Genomic DNA, 24,242 nt, shown 5'->3' with positions numbered 1-24,242 from the left:
AAGAATATGTAGTTTTCTTTTCCGCGCAGACAACTCCTTTTCATGGAAGGTTATTGTGGATACGTAGATGTCTTCCATCTACCCTTATTGTAACCACAAAATCTGAAAATTTCCACCAATATACTTTATTTTACAAAATAATCTTCAAAAATTTACATAAATTGTTCGGATATTTGCCCTCCCTTACAGTACTCTTACTATAGGTTATGGGTTATAATGTATGGATTATGACAAATTATTTGAATTTTTAGTTAAATCATTAAATTTATTTTAACATGAGAAAAAAATAATGTTTTTTTAAGCAAAATTGATAACAGATTTGGAAAAATGATATTGTTACTATAGAAGTGATTTCATCAACTATAGGGGGGATGCAGAATTGACAAGTATTGATTGGATGAGTGAAGTTGAGAAAAGAAAAGAGTCTTTAATCAAGGACACACAGGAGCTTTTACATATAAGAAGTCTTTTAGATGAAGAGAAAACATCTGCTGAAGCGCCGCTGGGAAAAGGGGTAAAAGAGGCGTTGGATTTCATGCTAAACCTTGGTGAGAAGGATGGCTTTATCTCGAAAAATGTAGGGAATCTGGCAGGACATCTCGAGCTCGGTGCGGGAAAAGAATTGCTTGGAATTCTTTGTCATGTAGATGTTGTTCCAGAAGGTGATGGCTGGTCTAGTGACCCTTTTGGGGCGGAAATTCGTGAAGGGAAGATTTTTGCTCGCGGTGCTTTAGATGACAAAGGACCGACCATGGCGGCCTATTATGCAATGAAAATTGTAAAGGAACTTGGTTTACCACTTAAAAAGCGTGTACGAATGATTATCGGGACGGACGAAGAAAGTAATTGGCGTTGTGTTGAACATTATTTTAAGCATGAAGAAATGCCAACTTTAGGATTTGCTCCTGATGCGGATTTTCCTATTATTAATGCAGAAAAAGGGATAGCTGATTTTGATATGGTTCAGAAAGTATCTAATCAGGAAGCAGCCGAGTCAACTGCCAAAGTTGTAAGTTTTATTTCGGGAAAAAGATACAACATGGTTCCTGATTTTGCTACAGCAACTATTCTGGTTAAAAGTAAGCCGGATGAAATAGTTAAGCAGTTTTCGAATTTTATGAACGACTATGAATTGGAACATGGTCACAAAATCGTAAATGGAGAATTAATTTTCGAGGTAAAAGGTGTCTCAGCTCATGGGATGGAACCGAAAAATGGGAAAAATGCAGGAATATTTTTAGCAGAGTTTCTTTCTAAGCAAGACCTGGATGAAAAGGCCGCTCATTATTTCCATTTCGTCTCCCGCTATTTCTTTAATGATTCAAGAGGAAAAAACTTAGGTATCGCCTATTCAGATAATATTTCCGGCGACTTAACGATCAACCTTGGAAAACTTTCTTACTCGGATGAGTCTGGTGGAAGCCTTGGAATGACCTGCAGGTACCCAGTCACAAACAAAATGGAATCTACGAAAGCAAAACTGGATGATCTCTTGCGTGATGAGGGATTCACGATAGAGAATTTTTCAGACTCAAAACCACATCATGTCGAAGAAAATGAGTTCCTAATTCAAACATTGAAAAAAGTTTATGAAGAACAAACCGGAGAAAAAGCGGAGTTAATTGCAATTGGAGGAGGGACTTACGCTCGTTCCCTAAAAGCCGGGGTAGCATTTGGTCCCCTATTTCCAGGCAGACCAGATATCGCCCATCAAAAGGATGAATATATGTACATTGAAGATTTACTCAAAGCAACAGCCATTTACGCACAAGCAATTTTTGAATTAGCGATGAATGAATAAAAGATAAAAGGAGATATGGGAGAATGAAATTTGCAATCTTGAATGGAAAAATAATTGAGCGTTCAGAAGCAAAGGTTGATATAGAAGACCGTGGCTATCAATTTGGGGATGGGGTCTACGAGGTGATCCGTGTCTACAACGGAAAAATGTTCACAGTAACCGAACATCTGAATCGTTTTGTAAAAAGCTTAGATAGTATCGGAATCACACTACCATACACAATGGATCATTTAACGAAATTGCTTGAAGATCTTATTGCGAAAAATAATCTTCAGTTAGGTACAATTTATATGCAAATTACAAGAGGAGTGACACCTCGTAATCATGCTTTTCCCTCGGAAAATGTGAGTCCAAGTCTAGTAGCCTATACTAAGGAAGCTGCTAGACCGTTAGAAAATTTGAAAATAGGTGTTAAAACAATTGTTACAGAAGATATTCGCTGGCTTCGTTGTGACATAAAAAGTTTAAATTTACTTGGCAATTTGTTAGCAAAACAAAAAGCGGCAGAAGTTGGCTGCTTTGAGGCAATCCAACATCGCGGCCAGGATGTGACAGAAGGAAGTTCATCGAATATCTTTATTGTTAAAAATGGAATGATTATCACACATCAGTCGGATAACTTGATTTTAAAAGGAATTACAAAAGATGTTATTTTGCAGGTATGTGAAAGGAATAGTATTCCTGTTGAGGAACGGACATTTACCCTTGATGAATTTATGGATGCTGATGAAGTATTTTTATCAAGTACTACTGCAGAGGTAATGCCAATTATTGAAGTCGATGGGAAGAAGGTAGGAGATGGATTGCCAGGTCCTGTCACCAAAAGACTGCAGGAATGGTTTGAGCAAGAAATTGAAAAACAATGCGGAGCACTTCAAGACAAAATCCTAAATTAGAAATAAAGACGTGAACACAAAAGTTAAATTAAGATAATAATTCATAGGATAGTTAGTCTTTTATGGAGACTAATTATCCTTTTTTATTTAAATAAATGATTAAATAAATAATGGTTGAAAATGGGCAGTTTTGTGGAAAGAGAGATGAAAATTCATCTCTTTTTTATGTCACATTTGACTAATATTGTGCAATAAACCAATACGGGTGAGAAAACAATATTTAAATTTGACCACAAAGAGGGTCAACAAAATAGCATTTGATTCATATAAAATAAAGCAAAAGTTTAGTTCTGGGGTTGATAATAATGGAACACCCAAAAAATAAAAGCAATAACAGACAAGATTTCAGCAATAAAAAAAGTAAAAAAGTTTTAGAACTTGAAAGGGAGGTTGAATTGGGACTGTGGATCCAAGTAATAGGTCAGATTATTGAAATTAAAGGTTTATCAGGGCTTTTGCATATTGAGAATAATACAAGTTCAATTGGTGAACAACAAATATTAACTGGCGTTTGGATTAAGACGATTGGTCAAATATTAGAGGCCATTTCTGTATCAAGGCAAATAAATGAAACAGATAAAATAAAACTTCTGCAAGAACAAAAAGTAGCTATCACAGGAGATTTTCTAGCGTCAATTGGTGCTGCTTATGAAGTATTCGGAGGAATCCATGTACTTGAAGAGGAAACAGTCAAACCTCCTCGCGTTATTCCATAAAGAACATGACCAGACGTTTTGTAAGGATAGTAAATATTTGGTGTAAAATACAAAATTTGTATCATGATGCTGATGTAAGTTTCTGATTTAGCGTTAAGGTTATTGTGAAGGACGAAGAGTTTATGATAAAGATGAAAAGGTGCTTGTTCAACAAAAGGTGAGATAGTTAAACAAAATATTAAGGATCATACGTATTAGATATATCTAAAATGTATGATCCTTTTAATATTAACTTTTAAACTTATCTAACCTAATATAAGACAAATGTTCACGTCTTATTATCTTAGGCAATTTTCGCATAGATTGTTGTTTTTCGTATAAGTTCATCAAACCGTAAAACTATATGCTTCGTGGCATCTTTTCGTAAGAACATTTGCGGAAATTGCCCAGGAACTTAGTAAATGCCCCTTATAAAACTCTAAAAGCAACAAAGTTTACGAAAAGAGCCTATCTTAAAACTGAAATAAGTCGCTCGAAAGGTACCGTTCCCCTGTATCGCAGGCAATACAAAGAACAACATCGTCCGGAGTTAATCGTTTGGCAACCTCTAATGCAGCGAAGCAAGCCCCTCCTGAGGATGGTCCGACCAGAATTCCTTCTTCAGTTGCTAATCGTCGCGTAATATCATAGGCATCTTCATCATTGATTTGATGGATTTCATCATAGACACTCTGATTGAGAATAGCTGGAATAAATCCTGGACTGGTCCCAACAAGCTTGTGCTTACCAGGTTTCCCGCCTGACAAAACAGGAGAGCCTTTTGGTTCAACCACATGGACGGTTAAATTTTCATAATGTGCTTTTAATGTTTCACCTGTACCGGTAATCGTTCCCCCCGTACCAGCGGTGGCAACAAAAGCTGTAAGCGGCTTACCTATTTCTTTCATCGCTTCGATGATTTCAACAGCGGTAGTTAATCGGTGTGCATCTGAGTTCGCATGATTTTCAAATTGCATGGGGACGAAACTGTTTGGAATCTCATTAGATAATTCAAGTGCCTTTTTTATGGCTCCTGGCATTTTTTCATCCCCTGGGGTGAGGACAACCTCCGCACCGTATGCCCTTAAAATACTGATTCGTTCTTGTGTCATTGTATCCGGCATGACGATAATTGATTGGTATCCCCGAGCCGCCGCATTCATGGCAAGGCCAATCCCTGTATTTCCACTTGTCGGCTCAATTATAGTTGAACCAGGTATTAATTTTCCTGCCTTTTCTGCCTCAATGATCATATTAAAAGCTGCCCGGTCTTTCACGCTTTTACTTGGATTAAAGTACTCCAATTTTAAATAGACTGTTGCCCCATCTTTAGGTGCTAAGCGATTTAGTTTAACGAGTGGTGTATCTCCGATTAATTCTGCTATATTGTTTACTACTTTCATGGAGACCTTCCTTTCCATTCTAAAGTAAATACGGATTACTTAGATTCCTTTCTAATAATAAATAAATTTTGACACATTGTAAAAAAATCGGATAATTGTCTGTTTGCTAATAGATACATTTAGGGCAAAATAGACTAGTATTATCTACAGAAAGGAATATAACAATGGACCATCAATCCCATTTTTTCTTTGCGATAAGAATTCCAGAACAAACGAAGTTAGTCATGAGAGAGCATATGGAAAAAATAAAAGAAAGGACCCCATTTAGCCGCTGGGTCCATTATCAGGATTTACATATTACTTTAGCATTTCTTGGCAGTTCCTCACCTGATAAACTTATAGAAGCGGATAAAAACGTTAAAGCTGTCCTTATCGATGAGACGGCATTCACATTGAAAATTAACAAACTTGGATTTTTCGGTAGTGGTAATTCCCCTCGTGTTTTTTGGGCAGATACTGAGGAAAACAATCATTTACAAACTATCAGAAAAAAGGTGTTTTCGGCTTGCGCGAAGGCGGGGTTTCAACTGGAAACCAGACCCTTTCGTCCCCATATAACACTCGCTAGAAAGTGGATAGGGCAACAATCTTTTCAAACCGAACTTCTGGATCTTTGGGAAGAATTCCAGCCTGCTCCCCTCTCATTTATAGCCGGGGAAGTTGTGCTTTACCAAACACACCTTAACAAAACTCCGAAGTATGAAGCGATAAAAATATATCCTTTAACAAGCACAGAAACATAAAATGATATAAAGGTTGGTATGATGAAACAAATTTACTTTATTATTAATCCTAAAGCTGGCAACGGTCATTGCTTTAAGATATGGGAAAGAGTGGAAGATCAATTAAAAGGGTCCCAGGTTTCGTACTTAGCATTCGTTACCAAATACCCCGGTCATGCTAAGAACCTTGCAATCCAAATTGCGAAAAAGAATCTTGAGCAAAAGATTATTATTGCTGTTGGTGGCGATGGAACGATGCATGAGGTGATGAATGGGGTAATAAACGATAATAATATTACACTTGGATTTATCGCCGGCGGGTCTGGAAATGATTTTTCAAGAGGGTTTCAAATTCCTGTCAACCCCGTCGAAGCATTAGCAGTAATTCTCCGTCTGGCCAAACAAAAAGGTTTGCCAATCGATGTTGGAAAAATTACAATGGCTGATTCCAATGAGCACTTTTTTATTAACAACATGGGTGCTGGATTTGATGCGATTATTTCTTATGAAGTTAATCAATCGCGGATGAAGGCCTTATTAAATAAACTTTCAATGGGCAGGATGGTTTATGTTTATTTTTTATTAAAAAAATTATTTACTTATAAAACCTCAACAATTGATTTATCAATTGACGGGAAAAAGCATATATTTGAACAAACATGGTTTGTAACGGTTTCCAATCAACCTTATTATGGCGGTGGTATGAAGATTGCCCCTGTGGCTCTGCCGGATGATGGTCTTTTTGACATTACCGTGGTCCACCAATTATCAAGATGGAAACTGTTACTTGTTTTTATTAGTGTGTTTTGGGGGAAGCATATTCATTTTAAAGAAGTGAAGACCTATACGGGCAGGGATGTTACCATCCATTCTTCGGCAAAGCTTTTTGTTCATGCAGATGGGGAGCATGTCGGATTTACACCACTCATTATAGATCTTCAAGCAAGCGCTATGAAGGTGTTAACGAGAAGAAAACCTACGGAAGAAGTGGAGATGAAAGAGAGGGACTCGAATGATTGCTACTGACCGAAATTTCTTTGCCTATCTAGATGAGATGAAGATCATTACGATTCTTCTTCCTCTTTCCTATCATCACGGATTGTCATCCTCCTTTTCGATAACTAGTGATTTTCAAGAACATCCATTGAAAATCATCGAGACGAGACAAATAGATAATAAAATGAAATATATTTGCGAGTTATCAAAGGAGTATTCCTTTGAAAAACAATATGTGATTATAGATGAGCATGGTGGGAAAACGGACCTTCAAATTGGTGCTGTAATTCGAACCAAGGCCTTTGACGAGAAATTCTATTATGACGGTAATGATTTAGGAGTTACTTTTCAAGAGGGTTTAACCCGGTTTAAGCTTTGGGCACCTACTGCCACTCAGGTTAAATTAAAGTTACGTCCATCTAACAGTAGTTTTTCAGAAATTGTAAAAATGAAACGAGAAGATCACGGTATATGGTCCGTGGCTGTAAACCGTGATTTAGAGCTCTATCAATATAGCTTTCTTATCTTAGTGAATCAAGAATGGTGCGAGGCGGTGGATCCTTATGCAAAAGCTGTGACTGTAAATGGAGAACTTGGAGTTATTGTGAGACTCGAAAAAACACAAAGACCGCGTCCCAACTTACCTTCTATTGAAAATTCCGTGGATGCAATCATCTATGAAACCCATATTAGAGATTTAACGATTCATCCAAACAGCGGTGTAAAGAATAAGGGCTTGTATCTCGGTGCTGGCGAGCAAAATACAAAAGGGATCGATGGAGAACCCACTGGGTTAGCTTATATAAAAGACTTAGGTGTTACCCATATCGAATTCTTGCCCTTCCATGATTTTGCTGGTGTTGACGAATTACAAAGAAATAACGAATATAATTGGGGATACAATCCTCTCCATTTTAATGCTCCTGAAGGCAGTTATTCAACGAATCCCACTAATCCATATTCAAGAATTACAGAGTTAAAGCAGTTAATAGATCAAGTTCATAGTCTTGGTCTTCGCGTGATCATGGACGTGGTATATAATCATGTCTATGTTCGTGAGACTTCATCTTTTGAAAAGGTGGTTCCTGGTTATTATTTTCGGCATAACGAGATTGGACTTCCTTCCAATGGTACTGGTGTCGGAAATGATATTGCATCAGAACGCAAAATGGTCAGAAAATTTATCGTGGATTCGATTCGATATTGGCTGGAAGAATATCATATCGATGGATTTCGCTTTGATTTAATGGGAATCTTGGATGTTGAGACCATGAACAAGGTTAGAAATATCTGTGACAGTTTGTCAAACGGAACAATCATCATTGGTGAAGGCTGGAGCCTTAATACACCTCTACCGGTCGATCAGAAAGCAACGATAGGTAATCAGGCGAAAATGCCTAAAATTGCTCAATTCAATGATAAATTTCGTGATTTTATAAAAGGGAGTACCTTTAATCTCTTTGATAAAGGCTTTGCCTTAGGAAATGAGCATTACTTTGAGGCAGCAAATGAGGTTATCACTGGCAGTATCGGTTTTACGAAACAGGGGTCTGGGACCTTTAATGAACCTTCTCAGTCAGTGAATTATGTTGAATGTCATGATAATCATACGATGTGGGATAAACTTCTAGCATGTCTCTCTGAGGCAGATGATTCTTTACGAATGAAATATCATCGTCTGGCCACAGGGATTGTTTTGTTGTCACAGGGAATCCCTTTTCTTCACAGTGGTCAAGAGTTTTTTCGAACAAAAAAGAGCGATGGAAATAGTTACCGTTCATCTGATGAAATCAATCAGCTGGACTGGGAAAGAAAGATTATTTTTAAAGATAACGTAAATTATATTAAAGGTCTTATCCAAGTACGTAAGGAATTTTCTTGTTTCAGAATAAGAACTTCTGCTGAGATCCGTGCCAATATCCGCCAATTGCCGTTAGCTTCACCATTGTTGGGGTATTGGTTGAAAAGTAATAAGAATGAAATCATTTTACTAATCAATACCACCAGTAAAAAGCAGGTAATTACGGTACCAGACGGGAACTGGGCGGTCTTAGTTGACCATGAAAATGCGGGGATTTCTGCGAAGCGGATTTTGCAGGGGAAAGAAATGAGTATCGAACCTGTCTCTATTAATGTTTTGGTAAGGCTCTTTTCGTAAACTTTGTTGCTTTTGGAGTTTTATAAGGGTCATAACTTAAGTTTCTAGGCAATTTTCGCAAAAGATCTTACGAAAAGATGCCACGAAGCATGTAGTTATACAGGTTGATGAACTTATACGTAAAACAACAATCTATGCGAAAATAGCTTTTGTTAAAAAAATAGTTTCAGCAGATGTACTTGACGAAAAAAGGTAATCCGAGATAAAATTCAATAAGATGGCTATTGTGTGCAATGGTTTCAATAGCTTTTTTTTTATTTCAAAAAAATAAAAGCTGTTGATGAAACTGTGGTAATATAAGACCTTCCGGCAGCGCAGGTTATACCTCTTTTTTAGGGGAATAAGCCCATTAGAACGGCATAAATTGAAGGTGAGCAATTTTGGATCATATACTAGGACAAGAGTGGGAAATTACCCCTGCTGGAGGCAAAACAGGTGAAGCCTTTTATGCAAAATATAAAGACCAAAGGCTTTTTTTGAAACGGAATTCGTCTCCGTTCCTTGCTGTACTATCAGCTGAAGGCATTGTCCCGAAACTTGTTTGGACAAAAAGGTTGGAAAGTGGAGACGTGATCACTGCACAGCAGTGGCTTCCAGGCAGAGAACTAAAGCCGTCAGAAATGAATCAAGAACTCGTTGCAAGACTGCTAAAGAAGATTCATTGCTCAGAGCCAATGCTGGGAATGTTAAGCCGGATAGAGACTTCTCCCATACATCCTGAGCCTATTTTGCAATCGGTGGTTAACGAGTTAGATGAGCAGGTCCTTTCGTTGCCTGAATTGCAAAAGGCTATGAGCTTTTTAAAAAAGGAAGCGTTAAATGTTTATTGCGACGAAAAAGTAGTTTGTCATGGTGATGTTAACCATAACAACTGGCTGCTTGCAGAAGACAACCAGTTGTACTTGATAGATTGGGACGGGGCAATGATTGCCGACCCCGCCATTGACCTAGGATTGCTCCTTTATTGGTATATTCCAAAAGAGAATTGGCAGGATTGGTTAAGCATGTACGGCAAAGAGCTGACCAATGACCTAAAGTTGCGAATGAAATGGTATGTAACCATACAAACGCTGTCTTCAATTCAATGGTATAAAAATAAAAATCGCTTGGAAGAAATGAACAAATGGATAAAGTTCCTAGATGAAATTCTGTAATTAGGAAAATTGATCAATATCATTTACCCAGCTTGATAAGTTTGCTTGGTTAGATAGAATGTGTTGATCTAAATTATCTGTACCAACTCCATGTTGGCTGTATTGATATACTTCCTGTAAGACATTCTTAACATTTTGATCAACCTGTGTATTTACCATTAGGGATTTTACTAAGCGCTCCAATTGTTCACATTCGGCAACGGAACCGCAGCAATCTGTTTGATGATTGTTTAATATATCTTTTAATAAAGTTACTTGGTCATCATGACTTAATGGCATGAATGTACACCCTCTCAAGTGTTATTTAAAAACAAGAATTCACACTGTTAGGTTGTGAATTCTTTTTTTGTTTATGCATTATCTTATTTCCATAAAGTTAAACCTGTAAGGAAAAATGGTGCATGATATGTAATGAACAATATTATTTTTAGGAGTGTAATAAATGAGAGTTAGACATAAACCTTGGGCAAAGGAAAAAATAGAGCAATATCCTCAATATATCGTCGCCAATCCTGAACAATATAAAGGTAAATGGCATGAGGTATTTGAAAAGGATCAACCACTTCATATTGAAGTGGGTACGGGCAAAGGACAATTTATTACTGAAATGGCTAGAGCAAATCCGTCGATAAATTATATTGGCATAGAATTATACGACAGTGTCATCATTACAGCTTTGGAACGTTTAATTGATGCCGATTTACCGAATCTGAGGCTTCTTAATGTAAATGCAGTTGATTTACCAAAATACTTTGCGAAAAATGATGTGGACCAAGTCTATCTAAACTTTTCTGATCCATGGCCAAAATATCGTCATGAAAAAAGACGGTTAACGTACAAAGATTTTTTAAAAATTTATGAAGAAATTTTGGTTGATGGTGGGGAAATTCATTTTAAAACCGACAATCAAGGGCTATTTGAATATTCTTTAATGAGCTTTTCCTCCTACGGTTTATTATTAAAGTATGTAAGCCTAGATTTTCATAATAGCGGTTATGAAGGAAACATCATGACGGAGTATGAAGAGAAGTTCTCAGAACAAGGAAATCGGATTTATCGTTGTGAAGTGAAATATCAAAACTAATTTTTCAGGGCAGTTCATTATTGAGCTGTTCTTTTTTATTTCTTCAAATAGTCAGAAAATGTTAATATGTAGAAAAGGTACAAGGTGCAAAAGGGGGAAGAATCGTTGGAAACAGTAAAAATTGGCGGTGTGACATTAACGTGGTTATCTGGTGGAGTAACAAATTTAGATGGCGGTGCTATGTTTGGGGTTGTTCCGAAAGGTTTATGGTCGAAAAAATACCCTCATAATGATAAAAACCAGATTGAGCTGCCTACAGATCCGATATTCATTCAAATGGATGGGAAAAATTTCTTAGTTGAAACTGGTATTGGCAAAGGAAAATTATCGGACAAGCAATTAAGAAATTATGGGGTTACGAGAGAATCAGAGCTGGATGAATCATTAGGAAAGCTAGGGTTAAAAGCAGAGGAGATCGATTATATCTTGATGACTCATTTGCATTTTGACCATGCAGGCGGCCTGACAAAGCTTGTGAATGGACGATACGTTTCTGCCTTTCCAAATGCTAAAATAATTACCTCACAAGTAGAATGGGACGAAATGCGTAGCCCCAATATTCGCTCGAAAAATACATATTGGAAAGAAAACTGGGAAGCGATTGAGACGCAAGTAATGCCTTTTGAAGAAAAATGGAACCTTGGGGCGTTAACCATGGTTCATACTGGCGGTCATAGTGATGGGCATTCTATCCTGATTGTAGAGGATGCAGGAGAAACGTTAATTCATATGGCCGACCTGATGGCAACGCATGCACATCAACCCGTATTATGGGTGATGGCCTATGATGATTATCCAATGACCTCGATTGCAGCAAAGGAAAAATGGTTGCCATACGGATTAAATAAAAACGCTTGGTTCAGCTTTTATCATGATGCTTATTACCGGGCTGTGAAATGGGATGTAGAAGGAAAACAAATAATTGAAAGTATTAAAAGAGCAAAATAAGCTGATAATAGCCGTAACCATTGAGGTACGGCTATTTATACTATGAAACTAGTTCGCTGGACAACGCCCGAACGTCCAAAAGGGTACCAGTTTGAGCATCGGCGATGAATTCAAATTGTTCGGTGGTCCCATTATTGTTTTTAGAAATGCCGCCTTTATAGACACGGTAATTGATTTGCTGTTTTTCATATGGCTCTGCTTCCATATGTATCCATGATCCATTGATTGGACCGTTCTTAGAAAATTGTTTTTTTACTTGTTCTAATACTTTTTCAGGTGAAATATTAGTTTTACAGGTAATGATTTCTTTTGCAGCATATCCTCCAATAATACCGACCGCTACACCGAGGAGAAACGACTTCCAATTCATAACAGGACCTCCAAAAGATAAATTTGGAAAAGATAGGATTCTCTTCTCAGTATATCGTATTTGCCGATAGGAACATAATATTACATATATTAAATTCAATTGATGGAAAGAGAAACTAAACTTCTGTAAAATTAACATATGTACATATATAACCCGAGAAACCAAAAGGAGCCTCAAAAAATGAACGATCAAACGTTAAAGCTTTTTCAAACCTTAACAGAACTTCCCGGTGCTCCCGGAAATGAACATTTAATAAGAAAATTTATGAGGGAACAACTATCTCAGTACACAGATGAATTGGTTCAAGATAATCTGGGCAGCATTTTTGGGGTGAGAAGAGGAGCTGAAAGTGGTCCGACTGTAATGGTAGCTGGTCATATGGATGAAGTAGGCTTCATGGTGACAGCTATTACGGAAAATGGTATGCTTCGTTTTCAGCCGCTTGGAGGATGGTGGAGTCAAGTAATTCTGGCCCAACGGGTTCAAGTAATGACAAATAATGGTCCAGTAATTGGTGTGGTTGGTTCGATTCCACCACATCTATTAGACGATGCCAAGCGAAATAAACCAATGGAAATTAAAAATATGTTGATTGATATTGGTGCGGATAACCGTGAGGACGCAAAACGGATAGGGATAAAGCCAGGTCAGGCCATCTTGCCAATTTGTCCATTTACGCCAATGGCCAATCCGAAAAAAATATTAGCGAAAGCTTGGGATAATCGCTACGGTTGTGGATTAGCCATTGAGTTACTCCAGGAATTAAAAGACGAAACATTGCCAAATACGCTTTATTCAGGGGCTACGGTTCAAGAAGAAGTAGGTTTACGTGGTGCCCAAACAGCCGCAAATATGATTAACCCTGATATCTTTTTTGCGCTTGATGCAAGCCCAGCCAACGATATGACGGGGGATAAGAATGAATTTGGTCAATTGGGGAAAGGGGCATTGCTTCGTATCCTTGACCGGACCATGGTCACCCATCGCGGGATGAGAGAGTTTATCTTGGATACTGCGGAAACAAATAAAATTCCATACCAATATTTTGTTTCACAGGGCGGAACAGATGCTGGTCGGGTTCATCAATCTAATGAAGGCATTCCAAGTGCAGTAATCGGTATTTGTTCGCGTTATATTCATACCCATGCCTCTATTGTTCATGTGGATGATTATGCGGCAGCAAAAGAACTAATTGTTAAACTAGTAAAAGCTTGTGACAAAACAACGGTTGATACGATTAAGGCTAACAGTTGATATTTTTTTGGGGGGCATTTTATTGCTCCCTTTACTAGGGGTACTTATCATGAAAATAATCATTGGGTCAAAGAATCCTGCTAAAATTAATGCAGTGAAAAATTGTTTTCCTAATCATAATGAGTTTGTTGACTTAGATATACCATCTGGTGTTAATGAGCAGCCGTTTTCTGATGAAGAAACAATTAAAGGTGCAATAAATCGAGCAGTGGGTGCATTAAAACAGGGAAATGGCGACATTGGGATTGGTCTTGAAGGCGGTGTTCAGGAAACGAGTTTTGGATTGCTCATCTGTAACTGGGGAGCTCTTGCCGTAAATGAGAGAGAACCGTATATTGCAGGTGGAGCTAGACTCCTTCTCCCGGAAGAAGTGGCAGCAAGGCTAAGAGATGGAGAGGAATTGGGACCAGTAATGAATGATTATGCGAAAATGCAAAATGTCAGCAAGCATGAAGGCGCGGTCGGAATTTTTACCAATGGATCCATAAATCGGGTGGATATGTTCACACATCTTATGAAGCTCTTAGTTGGGCAATATACTTATTATTCCAGCCGGTAAAAAGCTTTAGTAAGGGCTTCTTAACTCAAAACGTTCAATGCAAAAGATTGGACTATACCGCTGTATGACTGCTATTCTTTAAGAAGAAAGCATAGAATAACGCAAAGAAATAAACGGAGGCGTTGATTTTGAAGAATTTAGAATCAGTAGACCAATTTGAACAGCTGCGCGATCATGGGAAAACAATCTTCATGTTTTCAGCAGGCTGGTGTCCAGATTGTCGAATAATTGAGCCGATTTTACCAGAAATAGAATCTAAATTTAATGAATATACATTTATTCATATTGATCGAGATCAGTTTATTGATATCTGCCAGCAATTAGATGTCTTTGGAATCCCAAGTTTTATCGCATTTGAAAATGGGACCGAATTGGGCAGATTTGTAAGTAAAGACCGAAAAACGCAAGAAGAAATAGAAGACTTTATTTCTGGTTTAAAATAAATTTTGAACCCAGATGATTGGAGCGGAAGGTGCGAAGACTCCTGCGGGAGTACGGGGCCGGGGAGACCCCGCAGGCGCTTAAGCGCTGAGGAGGCTCCCCCCGGCACGCCCGCGGAAAGCAAAGCACCTGGAGCGGAAATCAACAGATAAGTTTAACAGAGCTAAAATAATAAGTAAGAAACTCTCCATCACTTTGAGATGGAGGGTTTTTCATGTAAAATGGACTCGGCAGCTCCTAAAATGGAGGGATTCAAAATGAAAATGGATAGTAGAAAAATGAAAACTGAATTAGAAAAGCGTTTGGCTGGAGAAGACCGGGTAATTTCTTATGATCGAGAGAAAGATCAACTGCGATTTGAAAGTAAAGTCTCAGGCAAAGGAATAACTGTTGCCCTACCTGGGGTTATTGCCAAATGGCATGTCAAAAAGGAAAAAGCCATCGATGAAGTGGTTTATTATATCGAAGAAGGACTACGTGCTATGGAGGACGCTGTTCAATTAACCGATCATGAAAAAAAAATCTTCCCTGTTATTCGCTCCTCGTCCTTCCCTACGGAAGCAGAAGAGGGAGTTCCGTTTTTAATTGACGAGCACACTGCGGAAACAAAAATTTATTACGCGTTTGATCAAGGAAATACCTACCGGTTAATTGACTCACGTATCATGGCAAAAGAGGGCTGGGAAGCGACGAGGATTAAGGAAATTGCATTATTTAACGTAAGATCACTTTCCACTTCCCTAAAAGAAGATCAGGTCGCCGGCAATAGCTTTTACTTTCTTAACACCAATGATGGATATGATGCAAGTCGGATCTTAAATAAGGTGTTCTTAACTGAAATCGAGAAGCAGATAACGGGAACGATGGTTCTTGCTGTTCCACATCAAGACGTGCTAATTATTGCTGATATTCGTAATGATCGTGGCTATGATGTAATGGCGCAAATGGCAATGAGCTTTTTTGCAAATGGCCATGTGCCAATTACAGCTTTATCATTTTTATATGAAAATGGTGAATTAGAACCTATTTTTATTTTAGGAAAAAATAAATAATCACAATAGAAAAAGGATCACAATAATCCAGTGATCTTTTTTCATTCTAGCAATTTTCCGATTACATGTATTTGGACTCATTTAAAAGAATTATGTCGAAAAAAGATAAAAAACTGATAAAATAGAGTGATAGATTTAAAGTAGTTAGTAGAAAGAGTGATTGTTTTGAGCTGGTTCCAAAATCTATTTCAAAAATTAAGAAGAGACGAAGAGGATGATGAGGAATTTGAAGGTTCCATTTTACATAAACATGAAGGTCTGCCGTTTCTAAACAAAAAGGAAAGCATGAAGGATCTAGAGACAAAGGTTTCCTATCAATACCCAAAAGGCAGAAATCATCCTATTCATCCACCAAAACTTAAGGAAACTCCAAAGGCAAAGGAAGAAACATTACGCCAAAAAAGAATAAATAGGCAACCAGAACCCGACAAACGAACAATAAGGGAAAAACCTGAAGTTCAAACGGTTAAACAGGAAGTGCCTAAAATTAAAAAAGAGTCATCGATTAAAAAGAGCGGTCCATTCCAACCGACAGAAATTCCTTCACCCGTTTTTGGATTTAATCGGCCAAGAAATACGAATACAATTGTGGAGCATGAATTAAGCCATTTTTTAGAAGTGGATGATAAAAATCAAATTGACAGTATGGTTGAGCCAGAAAAGCCGACTGAAATTGAGCTAACGGGCCGATCTGAGCTGGCTATAGAAGTTCTCAAAGTGGAATCAACAAGTGGAGAAAATGATCAGGAAGAATTAGTGGAATCCATCGAAGAAATCAACTCTTCAGAACAGCAAGAAACCGAACTTGCATTACTAACTCCAATTCAGACAGAGAACCTACTAGATTTGATCGAACATGAAGAAGTACAAGAAGATACAATAGATGAAATTCAGTCAGAAGCTGAAAATGAAGAGGTAAATAAATTAATAGCAGCTGCGGATGATTCATTAGCTGAAGAAGAGGCTATAACAGAAGAAGAGACTCAACCAGAACCGAATGTACCTGAGCGTTCCCATTTGCCATTTAATGTGATGATGTTAAAACAAGATAAACAAAAATGGGAAGAACGAAAGCGAAAAAGGGCATTGGAATCTCAGGTTGTGCCGCATACGGGAAATATGCAGCCAGAAAAGGCGAACCAAGTGATCGACCTCTTCCCGGGAAAGGAAGAGAACATTCAGGAACAAACAGATGAGGAACATTATGTACTCCCAACATCTAGTTTGCTTAACCCTCCTGTTACCGTAGTGAATGATACTAAATGGTTATTAGAACAAGAAGAGATTTTAAACGAAACATTAAAAAACTTTAATGTGGGGGCAAGTGTCGTCAATGTAACACAAGGTCCTTCCGTTACTAGGTTTGAGGTTCAGCCGGAGCCAGGTGTCAAGGTAAACAAAATAACCAATTTAAGTGATGATATTAAATTAAGCCTTGCCGCAAGAGATATTCGGATGGAAGCTCCAATACCAGGAAAACATACGATTGGGATTGAAGTTCCTAACCAAAAGTCGCGCCCTGTATTCATTAACGAAATTATCCAAAGCAGCACCTTCAAAGAATCTACCTCTCCATTAACAGCGGTGCTTGGCCTTGATATAGCCGGAAAACCGATTGTAACAGACTTGAAGAAGATGCCACACGGTTTGATTGCTGGGGCAACGGGGTCAGGGAAGAGTGTTTGCATTAACACCATTTTAGTTAGCTTGCTATTTAAAGCCAGACCGGAAGATTTAAAGCTTTTATTGATTGATCCAAAAATGGTCGAACTTGCACCATACAACCGTATTCCACATCTTGTCAGTCCTGTTATTACGGATGTTAAGGCGGCAACTGCTGCATTAAAATGGGCGGTCGACGAAATGGAAAGACGATACGAGTTATTTGCTCACACGGGTGTTCGTGACATTAACCGTTTTAATGAGTTGGCAATAAAACATAAACAGTATGCAGATAAACTTCCTTTTATTGTTATTATTATTGATGAGTTAGCCGATTTAATGATGATGTCCCCAGCAGATGTGGAAGAAGCTATTTGTAGAATTGCTCAAAAAGCAAGAGCTTGTGGGATTCATTTAATTGTTGCCACACAAAGGCCATCGGTTGACGTGATAACCGGATTAATTAAAGCAAATATTCCAACTCGAATTGCCTTTTCGGTTTCTTCTCAAGTTGATTCTCGCACAATCATTGATATTAGCGGGGCAGAAAAGTTACTTGGCCGCGGCGATATGTTATTTTTAGAAAATGGTTCCTCTAAACCCGTCCGTTTGCAAGGAACGTTTGTCTCGGATGAAGAGATTGATCTCGTTGTAGGTCACGTAAGGGAACAGCGCGAACCGGATTATTTATTTGAGCAAGAAGAATTATTAAAAAAAGCTCAAGTAACGGAAAATGAAGATGAACTGTTTTATGATGCCTGCGAATTTATTATTGACCAAGGCGGTGCATCCACTTCTAGTCTGCAAAGGCGCTTTAAAATTGGCTATAACCGGGCGGCGAGATTGATGGATTTGCTTGAGACCAATGGATATATTACTAGTGCAAATGGAAGTAAAGCCCGTGAAGTATTAATTACTGAAGCAGATTTAGAATCCATTCAAGAGGCTAGTGCAAATAATTAATCTATAGTATTCTTTAATGACATGGACAAATAATATATATTGTTCTTATTAAGCAGAATTGAAAGAATTTGTTTGTACATAGTTTTTCAGGCAGAATAATGATATAATTATTTAATATGTTTTGGAGAGATTATTGAAGTTTTTAGTGTACAATAGCACTCCGTTTTTTCTTGTTAGCAAATACAGACAGATGTCATATACTGTTTTACAGATAGACGTTGTTGGAGGTTCTTCTATGACTATTTACCATTTTGTCGGTATAAAGGGGTCTGGAATGAGTGCACTCGCACAAATTCTACATGATATGAAATTTCAGGTGCAAGGCTCCGATGTCGAAAAGCGCTTTTTTACACAACTGGCCCTTGAGCAATCAGGGATTACGATTCTTCCTTTCCAAAAGGAGAATATCAAGCCAGGAATGACGATTATTGCAGGGAATGCTTTTCCAGATACACATGAAGAAATTCAAGAGGCGATGAAATTAGGGCTTCCTATCGTGCGTTACCATCGCTTTTTGGGTGACTTTATGCAGAACTTTACTAGTGTCGCGGTTACTGGTGCGCATGGGAAGACGTCCACAACTGGTTTACTGGCCCATGTGATGGAAGGGGCTAAGCCGACCTCCTTTTTAATTGGTGATGGGACAGGTAAAGGGAAAGAAGGCTCCGAATATTTTGTATTTGAAGCCTGTGAATACAGACGGCATTTCTTGTCATACTTCCCTGACTATGCGATTATGACTAATATTGATTTTGATCATCCCGATTATTTTGCAAATATTGATGATGTCTTTTCGGCATTTCAAGAGATGGCCATTCAAGTGAAAAAAGGAATTTTCGCTTATGGCGATGATGAACAGCTTCAAAAAATCCAGGCAAAGGTTCCCGTCTTGTTCTATGGTTTTGGCGAGGAAAATGACTATCAAGCCAAAAACCTTGTGAAAACAACCAATGGGACGACTTTTGATGTATTTATCCGTAATACATTCTATGATACATTCAGCATTCCAACCTTCGGCGATCACAGTGTATTAAACGCACTTGCCGTTATTGGTTTGTGTCATTATGAAGAAATTAATGTGGACGTAGTCAAGAACCAATTAACTACCTTCCAAGGAGTAAAGAGGAGATTTTCGGAAAAGAGAATCGGGTCGCAAATACTAATCGATGATTATGCCCATCATCCAACCGAAATCAAAGCTACCATTGATGCTGCTAAGCAAAAATATCCTGATCGAAACATTGTGACGGTATTCCAACCACATACCTTTTCACGAACTCAAGCGTTTCTTGAAGACTTTGCCAAGAGTTTACGAGAGGCAGATAAAGCCTATTTATGTGAGATTTTCGGGTCCGCTCGTGAGAATCATGGAAAATTAACAATCAAGGACCTACAGGCACGAATCGAGGGGTCTGAAGTCATTTCTGAAGAAAATACTTCGGTATTAAATGACTATGATAACAGTGTAATTATTTTTATGGGTGCTGGAGACATTCAAAAGTTCCAGGAATCATATGAAAAACAATTAATTAAATAACAAACAAGGATGCCAGCAATAGTTGGCATCCTTGTTTGTTAATAGATAGGATAGGATTTTGAACTTAGATTACTGTCTAGCTCCAGCGCCCAACGGCTAGTGTACTTCGCCCTTTTCCCTACGATAAGTCAACATCGAATCGCTACGCTCTCCGTGTTTCCTTTATCTCAGTCAAAGGGCTCCAGTCCATACGCCGCTGACCGGGCGCTTCCGCTTTTCTTACTTTAAGTTTTCTGGGTTTAAAACTTCTAATTCAGGAAGAACAAACAGACCATCTTTGCGGATTAATACATCGTCAAAATAGATTTCTCCGCCGCCATACTCAGGTCTTTGAATATTAACCATATCCCAGTGGATATTGGAATGGTTGCCATTAAAGGCATCGTCATAACATTGCCCAGGTGTAAAATGGAAACTGCCGGCAATTTTTTCATCAAACAAGATATCTTGCATTGGATTGAGGATAAATGGATTAACCCCAATCGCAAATTCTCCAATATAGCGCGCTCCTTCATCTGTATCAAAAATTTTATTGATACGACTAGAATCATTGGACTCCGCCTCAACAATCTTCCCATCTCGGAAAGTCAACTTCACATTTTCAAATGTAAACCCTTGATATGGTGAAGGTGTGTTATAAGTAACTACCCCATTGACCGAATCACGAACAGGAGCCGTATAAACTTCACCGTCAGGAATATTTAATCGGCCGGCACATTTAATAGCTGGAATATCCTTAATGGAAAAGCTAAGGTCTGTTCCTGGACCTGTGATTCGAACTTTGTCTGTTCGGTCCATTAGGTCTTTCAGACTGTCCATTGCTTTATCCATTTTTCCATAATCGAGATTACAAACATCAAAATAGAAGTTTTCGAAGGCTTCCGTACTCATTTTTGCTAATTGTGCCATGGAAGAAGTCGGGTACCTGAGGACAACCCATTTTGTCTTTGGAACACGAATGTCACGATGAACTTTTTTTCCGATGGTATTTCCATGAACCTTCATTTTATCATCTGGAACATCTGACTGTTCACTGATGTTATCACCGGAACGAAGGCCTATGTATGCATCCATTTTACTCATCACATTTGCTTCGAATTCTGCCATCATGTTAAATTGCTCTTCTTGTGCACCAAATAAGAGCGAACGATCCACCTGATGGTCCTTTAACAGTACAAATGGGTATCCGCCAGCTAAATAGGCTTCCTTCACGAGAGCGGTCACAAGTTCTCGCTGGAGCCCAAAGTTTTCAATTAACACCTTTTCTCCCTTTTGAAGCTGGACCGAATAATTAATTAAGTTTTTTGCTAGTTTCTCAATACGAGGATCTTTCATTTTTTACGCCTCCAAAAAAATTATCTAAGTACACTTTTATTGTAACCGAATCAGGCCATAAAGTTGAAAAATAAAACTTTTGTCCCATACCTAGTTGAAATTTTTTAGAAGATGGAGCAGGAAAAGAGGACAAAAATATGGAAGTAGTATAAGATAATTAGCGAGGTTTATATCTATACTCGATGGGAAATACATATTGATAGGATTAAGGCGGAGGTGCACGATGCAAATTATTTTATACTTAAGCGTAGCCTTGATAGCAATCGCGTTTTTTGTGCTTGTCATATTTTTATCGACAACACTCAAATCATTTCAAGTTACACTTACTAGCGTTTCGAAAACTTTAGATGGATTAGAAAAGCAGTTGGAGGGTGTAACAGCCGAAACCACCATTCTTTTACAAAAAACAAACGCATTAGCTGATGACCTTAAACAGAAATCTGAAAGTTTAACTAGTGTCGTTGAATCGGTAAAAGACGTGGGCACAACAGTCACTAAATTCAATGGAACCCTACAAAACATTACGAAAAATGTTGATAAACAAGTAGAGGAAAGTAAAGAAAAAATATCGCAAATTGTTCAATGGAGTAATGTCATTCTAGAATTAAGGGATAAATGGCAGTTAAGAAAGCAACAAAAAACTAGTGTTAGCTTAAATGAAGGCAAGAAGGTTAGATCCCATTAGAAAATAAGGAGGTAATGAAGATGTCAAATAGGGAATTTGATTCAAGAGAGACGAATCAAACTCGAAATGAGGAGTCATCCAATAGCTTTCTGCTTGGTGCAATTATCGGAGGAGTGGTTGGTGCTGCTGTTGCACTCTTTTTGGCTCCTAAGTCGGGAAAGGATCTTCGGAATAAGTTTAGTAACCAAGCTGGTTCTATCATCAATAAGACATCGACAATAAGTGAAAATGTAATGAGCAAAAGCAATGAATTAGTCTCTAAAGGTTCCTCCTTGTCCCAAGGAATCGTCCTACAATCTTCAGGATTATTGAATAAGGTAAAGGGAAAAATAACAAGTCATGACGTTGTGGAGGATAAAGGTGAATCAACTTATATTCCCATTCATGCTCCGAAAGAAAAGATTAAATCAAAGAATTCCATCGAAATTGGAACCCTTGATAGCTCTGAAATAAGAAGAAAACTTGAAGAGGCTGAAAAAGCTTTTGAAGAGGAAGAAAACAAGGTCAAACTTTAAAAAATCAACGAGTTAAATCAGTTTATTTGTTATAGAAACGGTGGAGTGATAAAATTACTTCACCGTTTATTTCATTTCTGGAGGTATGTACCGATGTTAGAGAAAATTGATTCAATTGAACAATTTGATGAAGTAGTAAAAAAGGAGAGTAAGTTTTTCCTTTTAAAGCATAGTTTAACATGTCCAATTAGCCATGCAGCTTATAAGGAATATGAAAAATTTGCAAATGAAAATCAGTCTGTCCCCACTTATTTCTTAGCCGTTCAGGATTCACGTCCATTGTCTAATGAAGTAGCAGAAAAATTCCAAATTAAACATGAATCGCCACAAACCATCCTGTTTTCAAACGGTGAGGTATTATGGAATGCCTCTCACTGGAAAATAACAAGTCGTTCTTTAACTGGTGCTTATGGTGAAAATCAATAATTTTCTTCGAGCCTAAGAGTTTTACATTTATTGGACAAGCTGATATTGTTTTAATATCTAACAAAACACTTTAGCGCATAAAAGCGTTTAATCATTAAAGAAAAAAATGATGACAAACAATAACATTTCCGCTATAATAACCCTAATTATTAAAATATTTGAAATCTTAGGGTTGGACACGTTAACCTTTTGACAAACACAAATGCACTCAGAATTTTCTTAAAGGAAATCTGTTTAGCAAAAGAAAGGACGGGGACGAAGGATGGGCAAAAAAAATGAATTGGAACAATTGAGGACGCGAGTTGATGAGCTAAATTTAGAATTGTTGAGGTTAATTAATGAACGGGCACAGCTCGTTCAAGATATTGGCCGGGTTAAAGAAAACCAAGGGGTATACCGTTACGACCCAGTGCGTGAAAGAAAGATGCTTGATGTTATTAAAGAGCATAATGATGGTCCTTTTGAAAATTCGACGATTGACCATATTTTTAAAGAGATTTTTAAAGCAGGCTTAGACCTGCAACAGGATGACCATAGTAAAGCATTACTCGTCTCTAGAAAAAAACAGCCTGAAGATACCATTGTTACCTTAAATGGTGAAAAGATTGGTGATGGCAAACCGCACTTTGTTTTTGGTCCATGTGCAGTCGAATCCTATGAACAAGTGGCAACCGTCGCGAAATCAATGCAAGAAAAAGGCTTAAAACTTCTTCGTGGTGGAGCCTATAAACCAAGAACCTCTCCATATGATTTCCAAGGATTGGGCGTTGAGGGATTAAAAATCCTGAAACGTGTGGCAAAGGAATTTGATATGGCAGTAATCAGTGAAATTGTTAATCCTGCCGATATTGAAATGGCGATTGATTATATCGATGTCATTCAAATTGGGGCACGTAATATGCAGAATTTTGAACTGTTAAAAGCAGCAGGATCTGTAAATAAACCGGTATTGTTAAAAAGAGGGATTGCTGCAACAATCGAAGAATTTATCAATGCTGCCGAGTACATTATGTCACAAGGAAATGGTCAAATTATTCTTTGTGAGCGTGGCATAAGAACTTACGAACGCGCTACAAGAAACACCCTTGATATATCTGCCGTACCGATTCTTAAGCAAGAAACACATTTACCAGTGTTTGTTGACGTAACGCATTCTACAGGTAGAAGAGATTTATTATTACCTTGTGCGAAAGCTGCCATTGCGATTGGGGCAGATGGTGTTATGGCAGAGGTTCATCCAGATCCAGCTGTGGCACTTTCAGATCAAAAGCAGCAAATGGATCTTAATCAGTTCGATAAATTTTATAACGAGCTGCTTGCGTCCAACTACGTTCGACTTTAATTACAAGTAAATGGAAATAAAAACCTTCTGCAACTAAATTGCAGGAGGTTTTTTGATAATATTTAGTAATTTAGCGAAAAATGTTGACAAATGCAATTGCGGCTTTTACCTTCTTATCGTATCATTATATAATACAAAAGATTGTTTAGGTTCTCACAAACAAAAACAAAAATAAAAACAAATGATTAAGTTTATACAACCTGTTGTAAAATAATGAAAACAATGTTCGTTTTAGGAGAGTGTG

At 37.9% G+C, this 24,242-nt stretch carries 23 protein-coding genes; 19 read left to right on the top strand and 4 right to left on the bottom strand.

Features of this window, described 5'->3' with window-relative positions; genetic code table 11:
• The first annotated feature begins 379 nt into the window (after nt 1–379).
• The 3 genes from pepV (at nt 380) to ACJ004_RS19735 (ending at nt 3,413) form a co-directional block, all read left to right on the top strand.
• Nucleotides 380–1,801, top strand: coding sequence for a dipeptidase PepV (pepV, locus tag ACJ004_RS19745; protein WP_410894846.1), 1,422 nt, complete (start codon nt 380–382; stop codon nt 1,799–1,801).
• Nucleotides 1,802–1,824: 23 nt separating this feature from the next.
• The gene (gene dat, locus ACJ004_RS19740; RefSeq protein WP_410894845.1) at nt 1,825–2,697 is read left to right on the top strand and encodes a D-amino-acid transaminase; all 873 of its coding nucleotides are present in this window, start codon (nt 1,825–1,827) and stop codon (nt 2,695–2,697) included.
• A 305-nt stretch (nt 2,698–3,002) separates the two neighbouring features.
• Nucleotides 3,003–3,413: a hypothetical protein gene (locus ACJ004_RS19735; RefSeq protein WP_410894844.1), complete on the top strand. Its 411-nt coding sequence runs from the start codon at nt 3,003–3,005 to the stop codon at nt 3,411–3,413.
• A gap of 452 nt (nt 3,414–3,865) precedes the next feature.
• Here the strand turns inward: ACJ004_RS19735 and cysK are convergent, their stop codons facing one another.
• A complete protein-coding gene (gene cysK / locus ACJ004_RS19730) occupies nt 3,866–4,795 on the bottom strand; it encodes a cysteine synthase A (protein WP_410894843.1) in 930 nt (309 codons plus the stop codon).
• A gap of 164 nt (nt 4,796–4,959) precedes the next feature.
• Between cysK and thpR the strand changes: the two genes are divergently transcribed.
• From thpR to ACJ004_RS19710, 4 genes are all read left to right on the top strand, one after another.
• On the top strand, nt 4,960–5,538 hold the full coding sequence (gene thpR / locus ACJ004_RS19725) for an RNA 2',3'-cyclic phosphodiesterase (RefSeq protein ID WP_410894842.1): 579 nt from the start codon (nt 4,960–4,962) through the stop codon (nt 5,536–5,538).
• A gap of 21 nt (nt 5,539–5,559) precedes the next feature.
• Entirely contained in the window at nt 5,560–6,543 is a 984-nt protein-coding gene (locus ACJ004_RS19720; RefSeq protein ID WP_410894841.1) for a diacylglycerol/lipid kinase family protein, read from the top strand.
• Nucleotides 6,530–8,671, top strand: a complete 2,142-nt coding sequence (gene pulA, locus ACJ004_RS19715; protein WP_410894840.1) for a type I pullulanase — start codon at nt 6,530–6,532, stop codon at nt 8,669–8,671. The genes ACJ004_RS19720 and pulA overlap by 14 nt, the downstream gene beginning before the upstream one ends.
• 380 nt (nt 8,672–9,051) lie before the next feature.
• The gene (locus ACJ004_RS19710; protein ID WP_410894839.1) at nt 9,052–9,825 is read left to right on the top strand and encodes a phosphotransferase; all 774 of its coding nucleotides are present in this window, start codon (nt 9,052–9,054) and stop codon (nt 9,823–9,825) included.
• Here the strand turns inward: ACJ004_RS19710 and ACJ004_RS19705 are convergent, their stop codons facing one another.
• Entirely contained in the window at nt 9,826–10,104 is a 279-nt protein-coding gene (locus ACJ004_RS19705; RefSeq protein ID WP_410894838.1) for a YtzH-like family protein, read from the bottom strand. It abuts the gene before it with no gap.
• 163 nt (nt 10,105–10,267) lie between these two features.
• Between ACJ004_RS19705 and trmB the strand changes: the two genes are divergently transcribed.
• Both trmB and ACJ004_RS19695 read left to right on the top strand, forming a co-directional pair.
• Nucleotides 10,268–10,909, top strand: coding sequence for a tRNA (guanosine(46)-N7)-methyltransferase TrmB (gene trmB / locus ACJ004_RS19700; RefSeq protein WP_410894837.1), 642 nt, complete (start codon nt 10,268–10,270; stop codon nt 10,907–10,909).
• Between the two features lie 105 nt (nt 10,910–11,014).
• Nucleotides 11,015–11,857, top strand: a complete 843-nt coding sequence (locus ACJ004_RS19695) for a YtnP family quorum-quenching lactonase (protein ID WP_410894836.1) — start codon at nt 11,015–11,017, stop codon at nt 11,855–11,857.
• Nucleotides 11,858–11,897: 40 nt separating this feature from the next.
• On the opposite strand, the gene ACJ004_RS19690 is transcribed toward ACJ004_RS19695, so the two are convergent.
• Complete coding sequence (locus ACJ004_RS19690) at nt 11,898–12,227, bottom strand: PepSY domain-containing protein (RefSeq protein ID WP_410894835.1); 330 nt, start codon at nt 12,225–12,227, stop codon at nt 11,898–11,900.
• A 180-nt stretch (nt 12,228–12,407) separates the two neighbouring features.
• On the opposite strand from ACJ004_RS19690, the gene ACJ004_RS19685 reads away from it, so the two are divergent.
• The 6 genes from ACJ004_RS19685 to murC all read left to right on the top strand — a co-directional run bounded on the left by ACJ004_RS19685 (nt 12,408) and on the right by murC (nt 19,695).
• Nucleotides 12,408–13,481: a M42 family metallopeptidase gene (locus tag ACJ004_RS19685; RefSeq protein WP_410894834.1), complete on the top strand. Its 1,074-nt coding sequence runs from the start codon at nt 12,408–12,410 to the stop codon at nt 13,479–13,481.
• Between the two features lie 49 nt (nt 13,482–13,530).
• Nucleotides 13,531–14,040, top strand: coding sequence for a DUF84 family protein (locus ACJ004_RS19680; RefSeq protein ID WP_410894833.1), 510 nt, complete (start codon nt 13,531–13,533; stop codon nt 14,038–14,040).
• Nucleotides 14,041–14,168: 128 nt separating this feature from the next.
• On the top strand, nt 14,169–14,483 hold the full coding sequence (locus tag ACJ004_RS19675; RefSeq protein WP_410894832.1) for a thioredoxin family protein: 315 nt from the start codon (nt 14,169–14,171) through the stop codon (nt 14,481–14,483).
• Between the two features lie 261 nt (nt 14,484–14,744).
• On the top strand, nt 14,745–15,533 hold the full coding sequence (locus ACJ004_RS19670; protein WP_410894908.1) for a DUF1444 domain-containing protein: 789 nt from the start codon (nt 14,745–14,747) through the stop codon (nt 15,531–15,533).
• 285 nt (nt 15,534–15,818) lie between these two features.
• Nucleotides 15,819–18,158 carry a DNA translocase FtsK gene (locus tag ACJ004_RS19665; protein WP_410894907.1) on the top strand — a complete coding sequence of 780 codons (2,340 nt, stop codon included), beginning with the start codon at nt 15,819–15,821 and terminating at the stop codon, nt 18,156–18,158.
• Between the two features lie 235 nt (nt 18,159–18,393).
• Nucleotides 18,394–19,695: a UDP-N-acetylmuramate--L-alanine ligase gene (gene murC / locus ACJ004_RS19660; RefSeq protein WP_410894831.1), complete on the top strand. Its 1,302-nt coding sequence runs from the start codon at nt 18,394–18,396 to the stop codon at nt 19,693–19,695.
• Between the two features lie 219 nt (nt 19,696–19,914).
• On the opposite strand, the gene ACJ004_RS19655 is transcribed toward murC, so the two are convergent.
• Nucleotides 19,915–21,030, bottom strand: coding sequence for an aminopeptidase (locus tag ACJ004_RS19655; RefSeq protein ID WP_410894830.1), 1,116 nt, complete (start codon nt 21,028–21,030; stop codon nt 19,915–19,917).
• A 223-nt stretch (nt 21,031–21,253) separates the two neighbouring features.
• Here ACJ004_RS19655 and ACJ004_RS19650 point away from each other — a divergent pair, with 223 nt between their 5' ends.
• The 4 genes from ACJ004_RS19650 (at nt 21,254) to ACJ004_RS19635 (ending at nt 23,998) form a co-directional block, all read left to right on the top strand.
• Nucleotides 21,254–21,715, top strand: coding sequence for a DUF948 domain-containing protein (locus tag ACJ004_RS19650; RefSeq protein WP_410894829.1), 462 nt, complete (start codon nt 21,254–21,256; stop codon nt 21,713–21,715).
• A 20-nt stretch (nt 21,716–21,735) separates the two neighbouring features.
• Nucleotides 21,736–22,230 carry a YtxH domain-containing protein gene (locus tag ACJ004_RS19645; RefSeq protein WP_410894828.1) on the top strand — a complete coding sequence of 165 codons (495 nt, stop codon included), beginning with the start codon at nt 21,736–21,738 and terminating at the stop codon, nt 22,228–22,230.
• A 93-nt stretch (nt 22,231–22,323) separates the two neighbouring features.
• On the top strand, nt 22,324–22,656 hold the full coding sequence (ytxJ, locus tag ACJ004_RS19640) for a bacillithiol system redox-active protein YtxJ (protein ID WP_410894827.1): 333 nt from the start codon (nt 22,324–22,326) through the stop codon (nt 22,654–22,656).
• Between the two features lie 262 nt (nt 22,657–22,918).
• On the top strand, nt 22,919–23,998 hold the full coding sequence (locus ACJ004_RS19635; protein ID WP_410894826.1) for a bifunctional 3-deoxy-7-phosphoheptulonate synthase/chorismate mutase: 1,080 nt from the start codon (nt 22,919–22,921) through the stop codon (nt 23,996–23,998).
• Nucleotides 23,999–24,242 lie beyond the last annotated feature (244 nt).

The sequence above is a fragment of the Neobacillus sp. 204 genome (genome assembly GCF_046562815.1).
Classification (GTDB): domain Bacteria; phylum Bacillota; class Bacilli; order Bacillales; family Cytobacillaceae; genus Neobacillus.
This window is presented reverse-complemented; position numbering and strand designations above follow the sequence as displayed.

Coding starts and splice junctions, on each gene's coding strand:
- dat (WP_410894845.1), top strand. CDS start 1,825: ATGAAATTTGCAATCTTGAATGGAAAAATAATTGAGCGTTCAGAAGCA.
- ACJ004_RS19735 (WP_410894844.1), top strand. CDS start 3,003: ATGGAACACCCAAAAAATAAAAGCAATAACAGACAAGATTTCAGCAAT.
- cysK (WP_410894843.1), bottom strand. CDS start 4,795: ATGAAAGTAGTAAACAATATAGCAGAATTAATCGGAGATACACCACTC.
- thpR (WP_410894842.1), top strand. CDS start 4,960: ATGGACCATCAATCCCATTTTTTCTTTGCGATAAGAATTCCAGAACAA.
- ACJ004_RS19720 (WP_410894841.1), top strand. CDS start 5,560: ATGAAACAAATTTACTTTATTATTAATCCTAAAGCTGGCAACGGTCAT.
- pulA (WP_410894840.1), top strand. CDS start 6,530: ATGATTGCTACTGACCGAAATTTCTTTGCCTATCTAGATGAGATGAAG.
- ACJ004_RS19705 (WP_410894838.1), bottom strand. CDS start 10,104: ATGCCATTAAGTCATGATGACCAAGTAACTTTATTAAAAGATATATTA.
- trmB (WP_410894837.1), top strand. CDS start 10,268: ATGAGAGTTAGACATAAACCTTGGGCAAAGGAAAAAATAGAGCAATAT.
- ACJ004_RS19690 (WP_410894835.1), bottom strand. CDS start 12,227: ATGAATTGGAAGTCGTTTCTCCTCGGTGTAGCGGTCGGTATTATTGGA.
- ACJ004_RS19685 (WP_410894834.1), top strand. CDS start 12,408: ATGAACGATCAAACGTTAAAGCTTTTTCAAACCTTAACAGAACTTCCC.
- ACJ004_RS19680 (WP_410894833.1), top strand. CDS start 13,531: ATGAAAATAATCATTGGGTCAAAGAATCCTGCTAAAATTAATGCAGTG.
- ACJ004_RS19670 (WP_410894908.1), top strand. CDS start 14,745: ATGGATAGTAGAAAAATGAAAACTGAATTAGAAAAGCGTTTGGCTGGA.
- ACJ004_RS19665 (WP_410894907.1), top strand. CDS start 15,819: ATGAAGGATCTAGAGACAAAGGTTTCCTATCAATACCCAAAAGGCAGA.
- murC (WP_410894831.1), top strand. CDS start 18,394: ATGACTATTTACCATTTTGTCGGTATAAAGGGGTCTGGAATGAGTGCA.
- ACJ004_RS19655 (WP_410894830.1), bottom strand. CDS start 21,030: ATGAAAGATCCTCGTATTGAGAAACTAGCAAAAAACTTAATTAATTAT.
- ACJ004_RS19650 (WP_410894829.1), top strand. CDS start 21,254: ATGCAAATTATTTTATACTTAAGCGTAGCCTTGATAGCAATCGCGTTT.
- ACJ004_RS19645 (WP_410894828.1), top strand. CDS start 21,736: ATGTCAAATAGGGAATTTGATTCAAGAGAGACGAATCAAACTCGAAAT.
- ytxJ (WP_410894827.1), top strand. CDS start 22,324: ATGTTAGAGAAAATTGATTCAATTGAACAATTTGATGAAGTAGTAAAA.
- ACJ004_RS19635 (WP_410894826.1), top strand. CDS start 22,919: ATGGGCAAAAAAAATGAATTGGAACAATTGAGGACGCGAGTTGATGAG.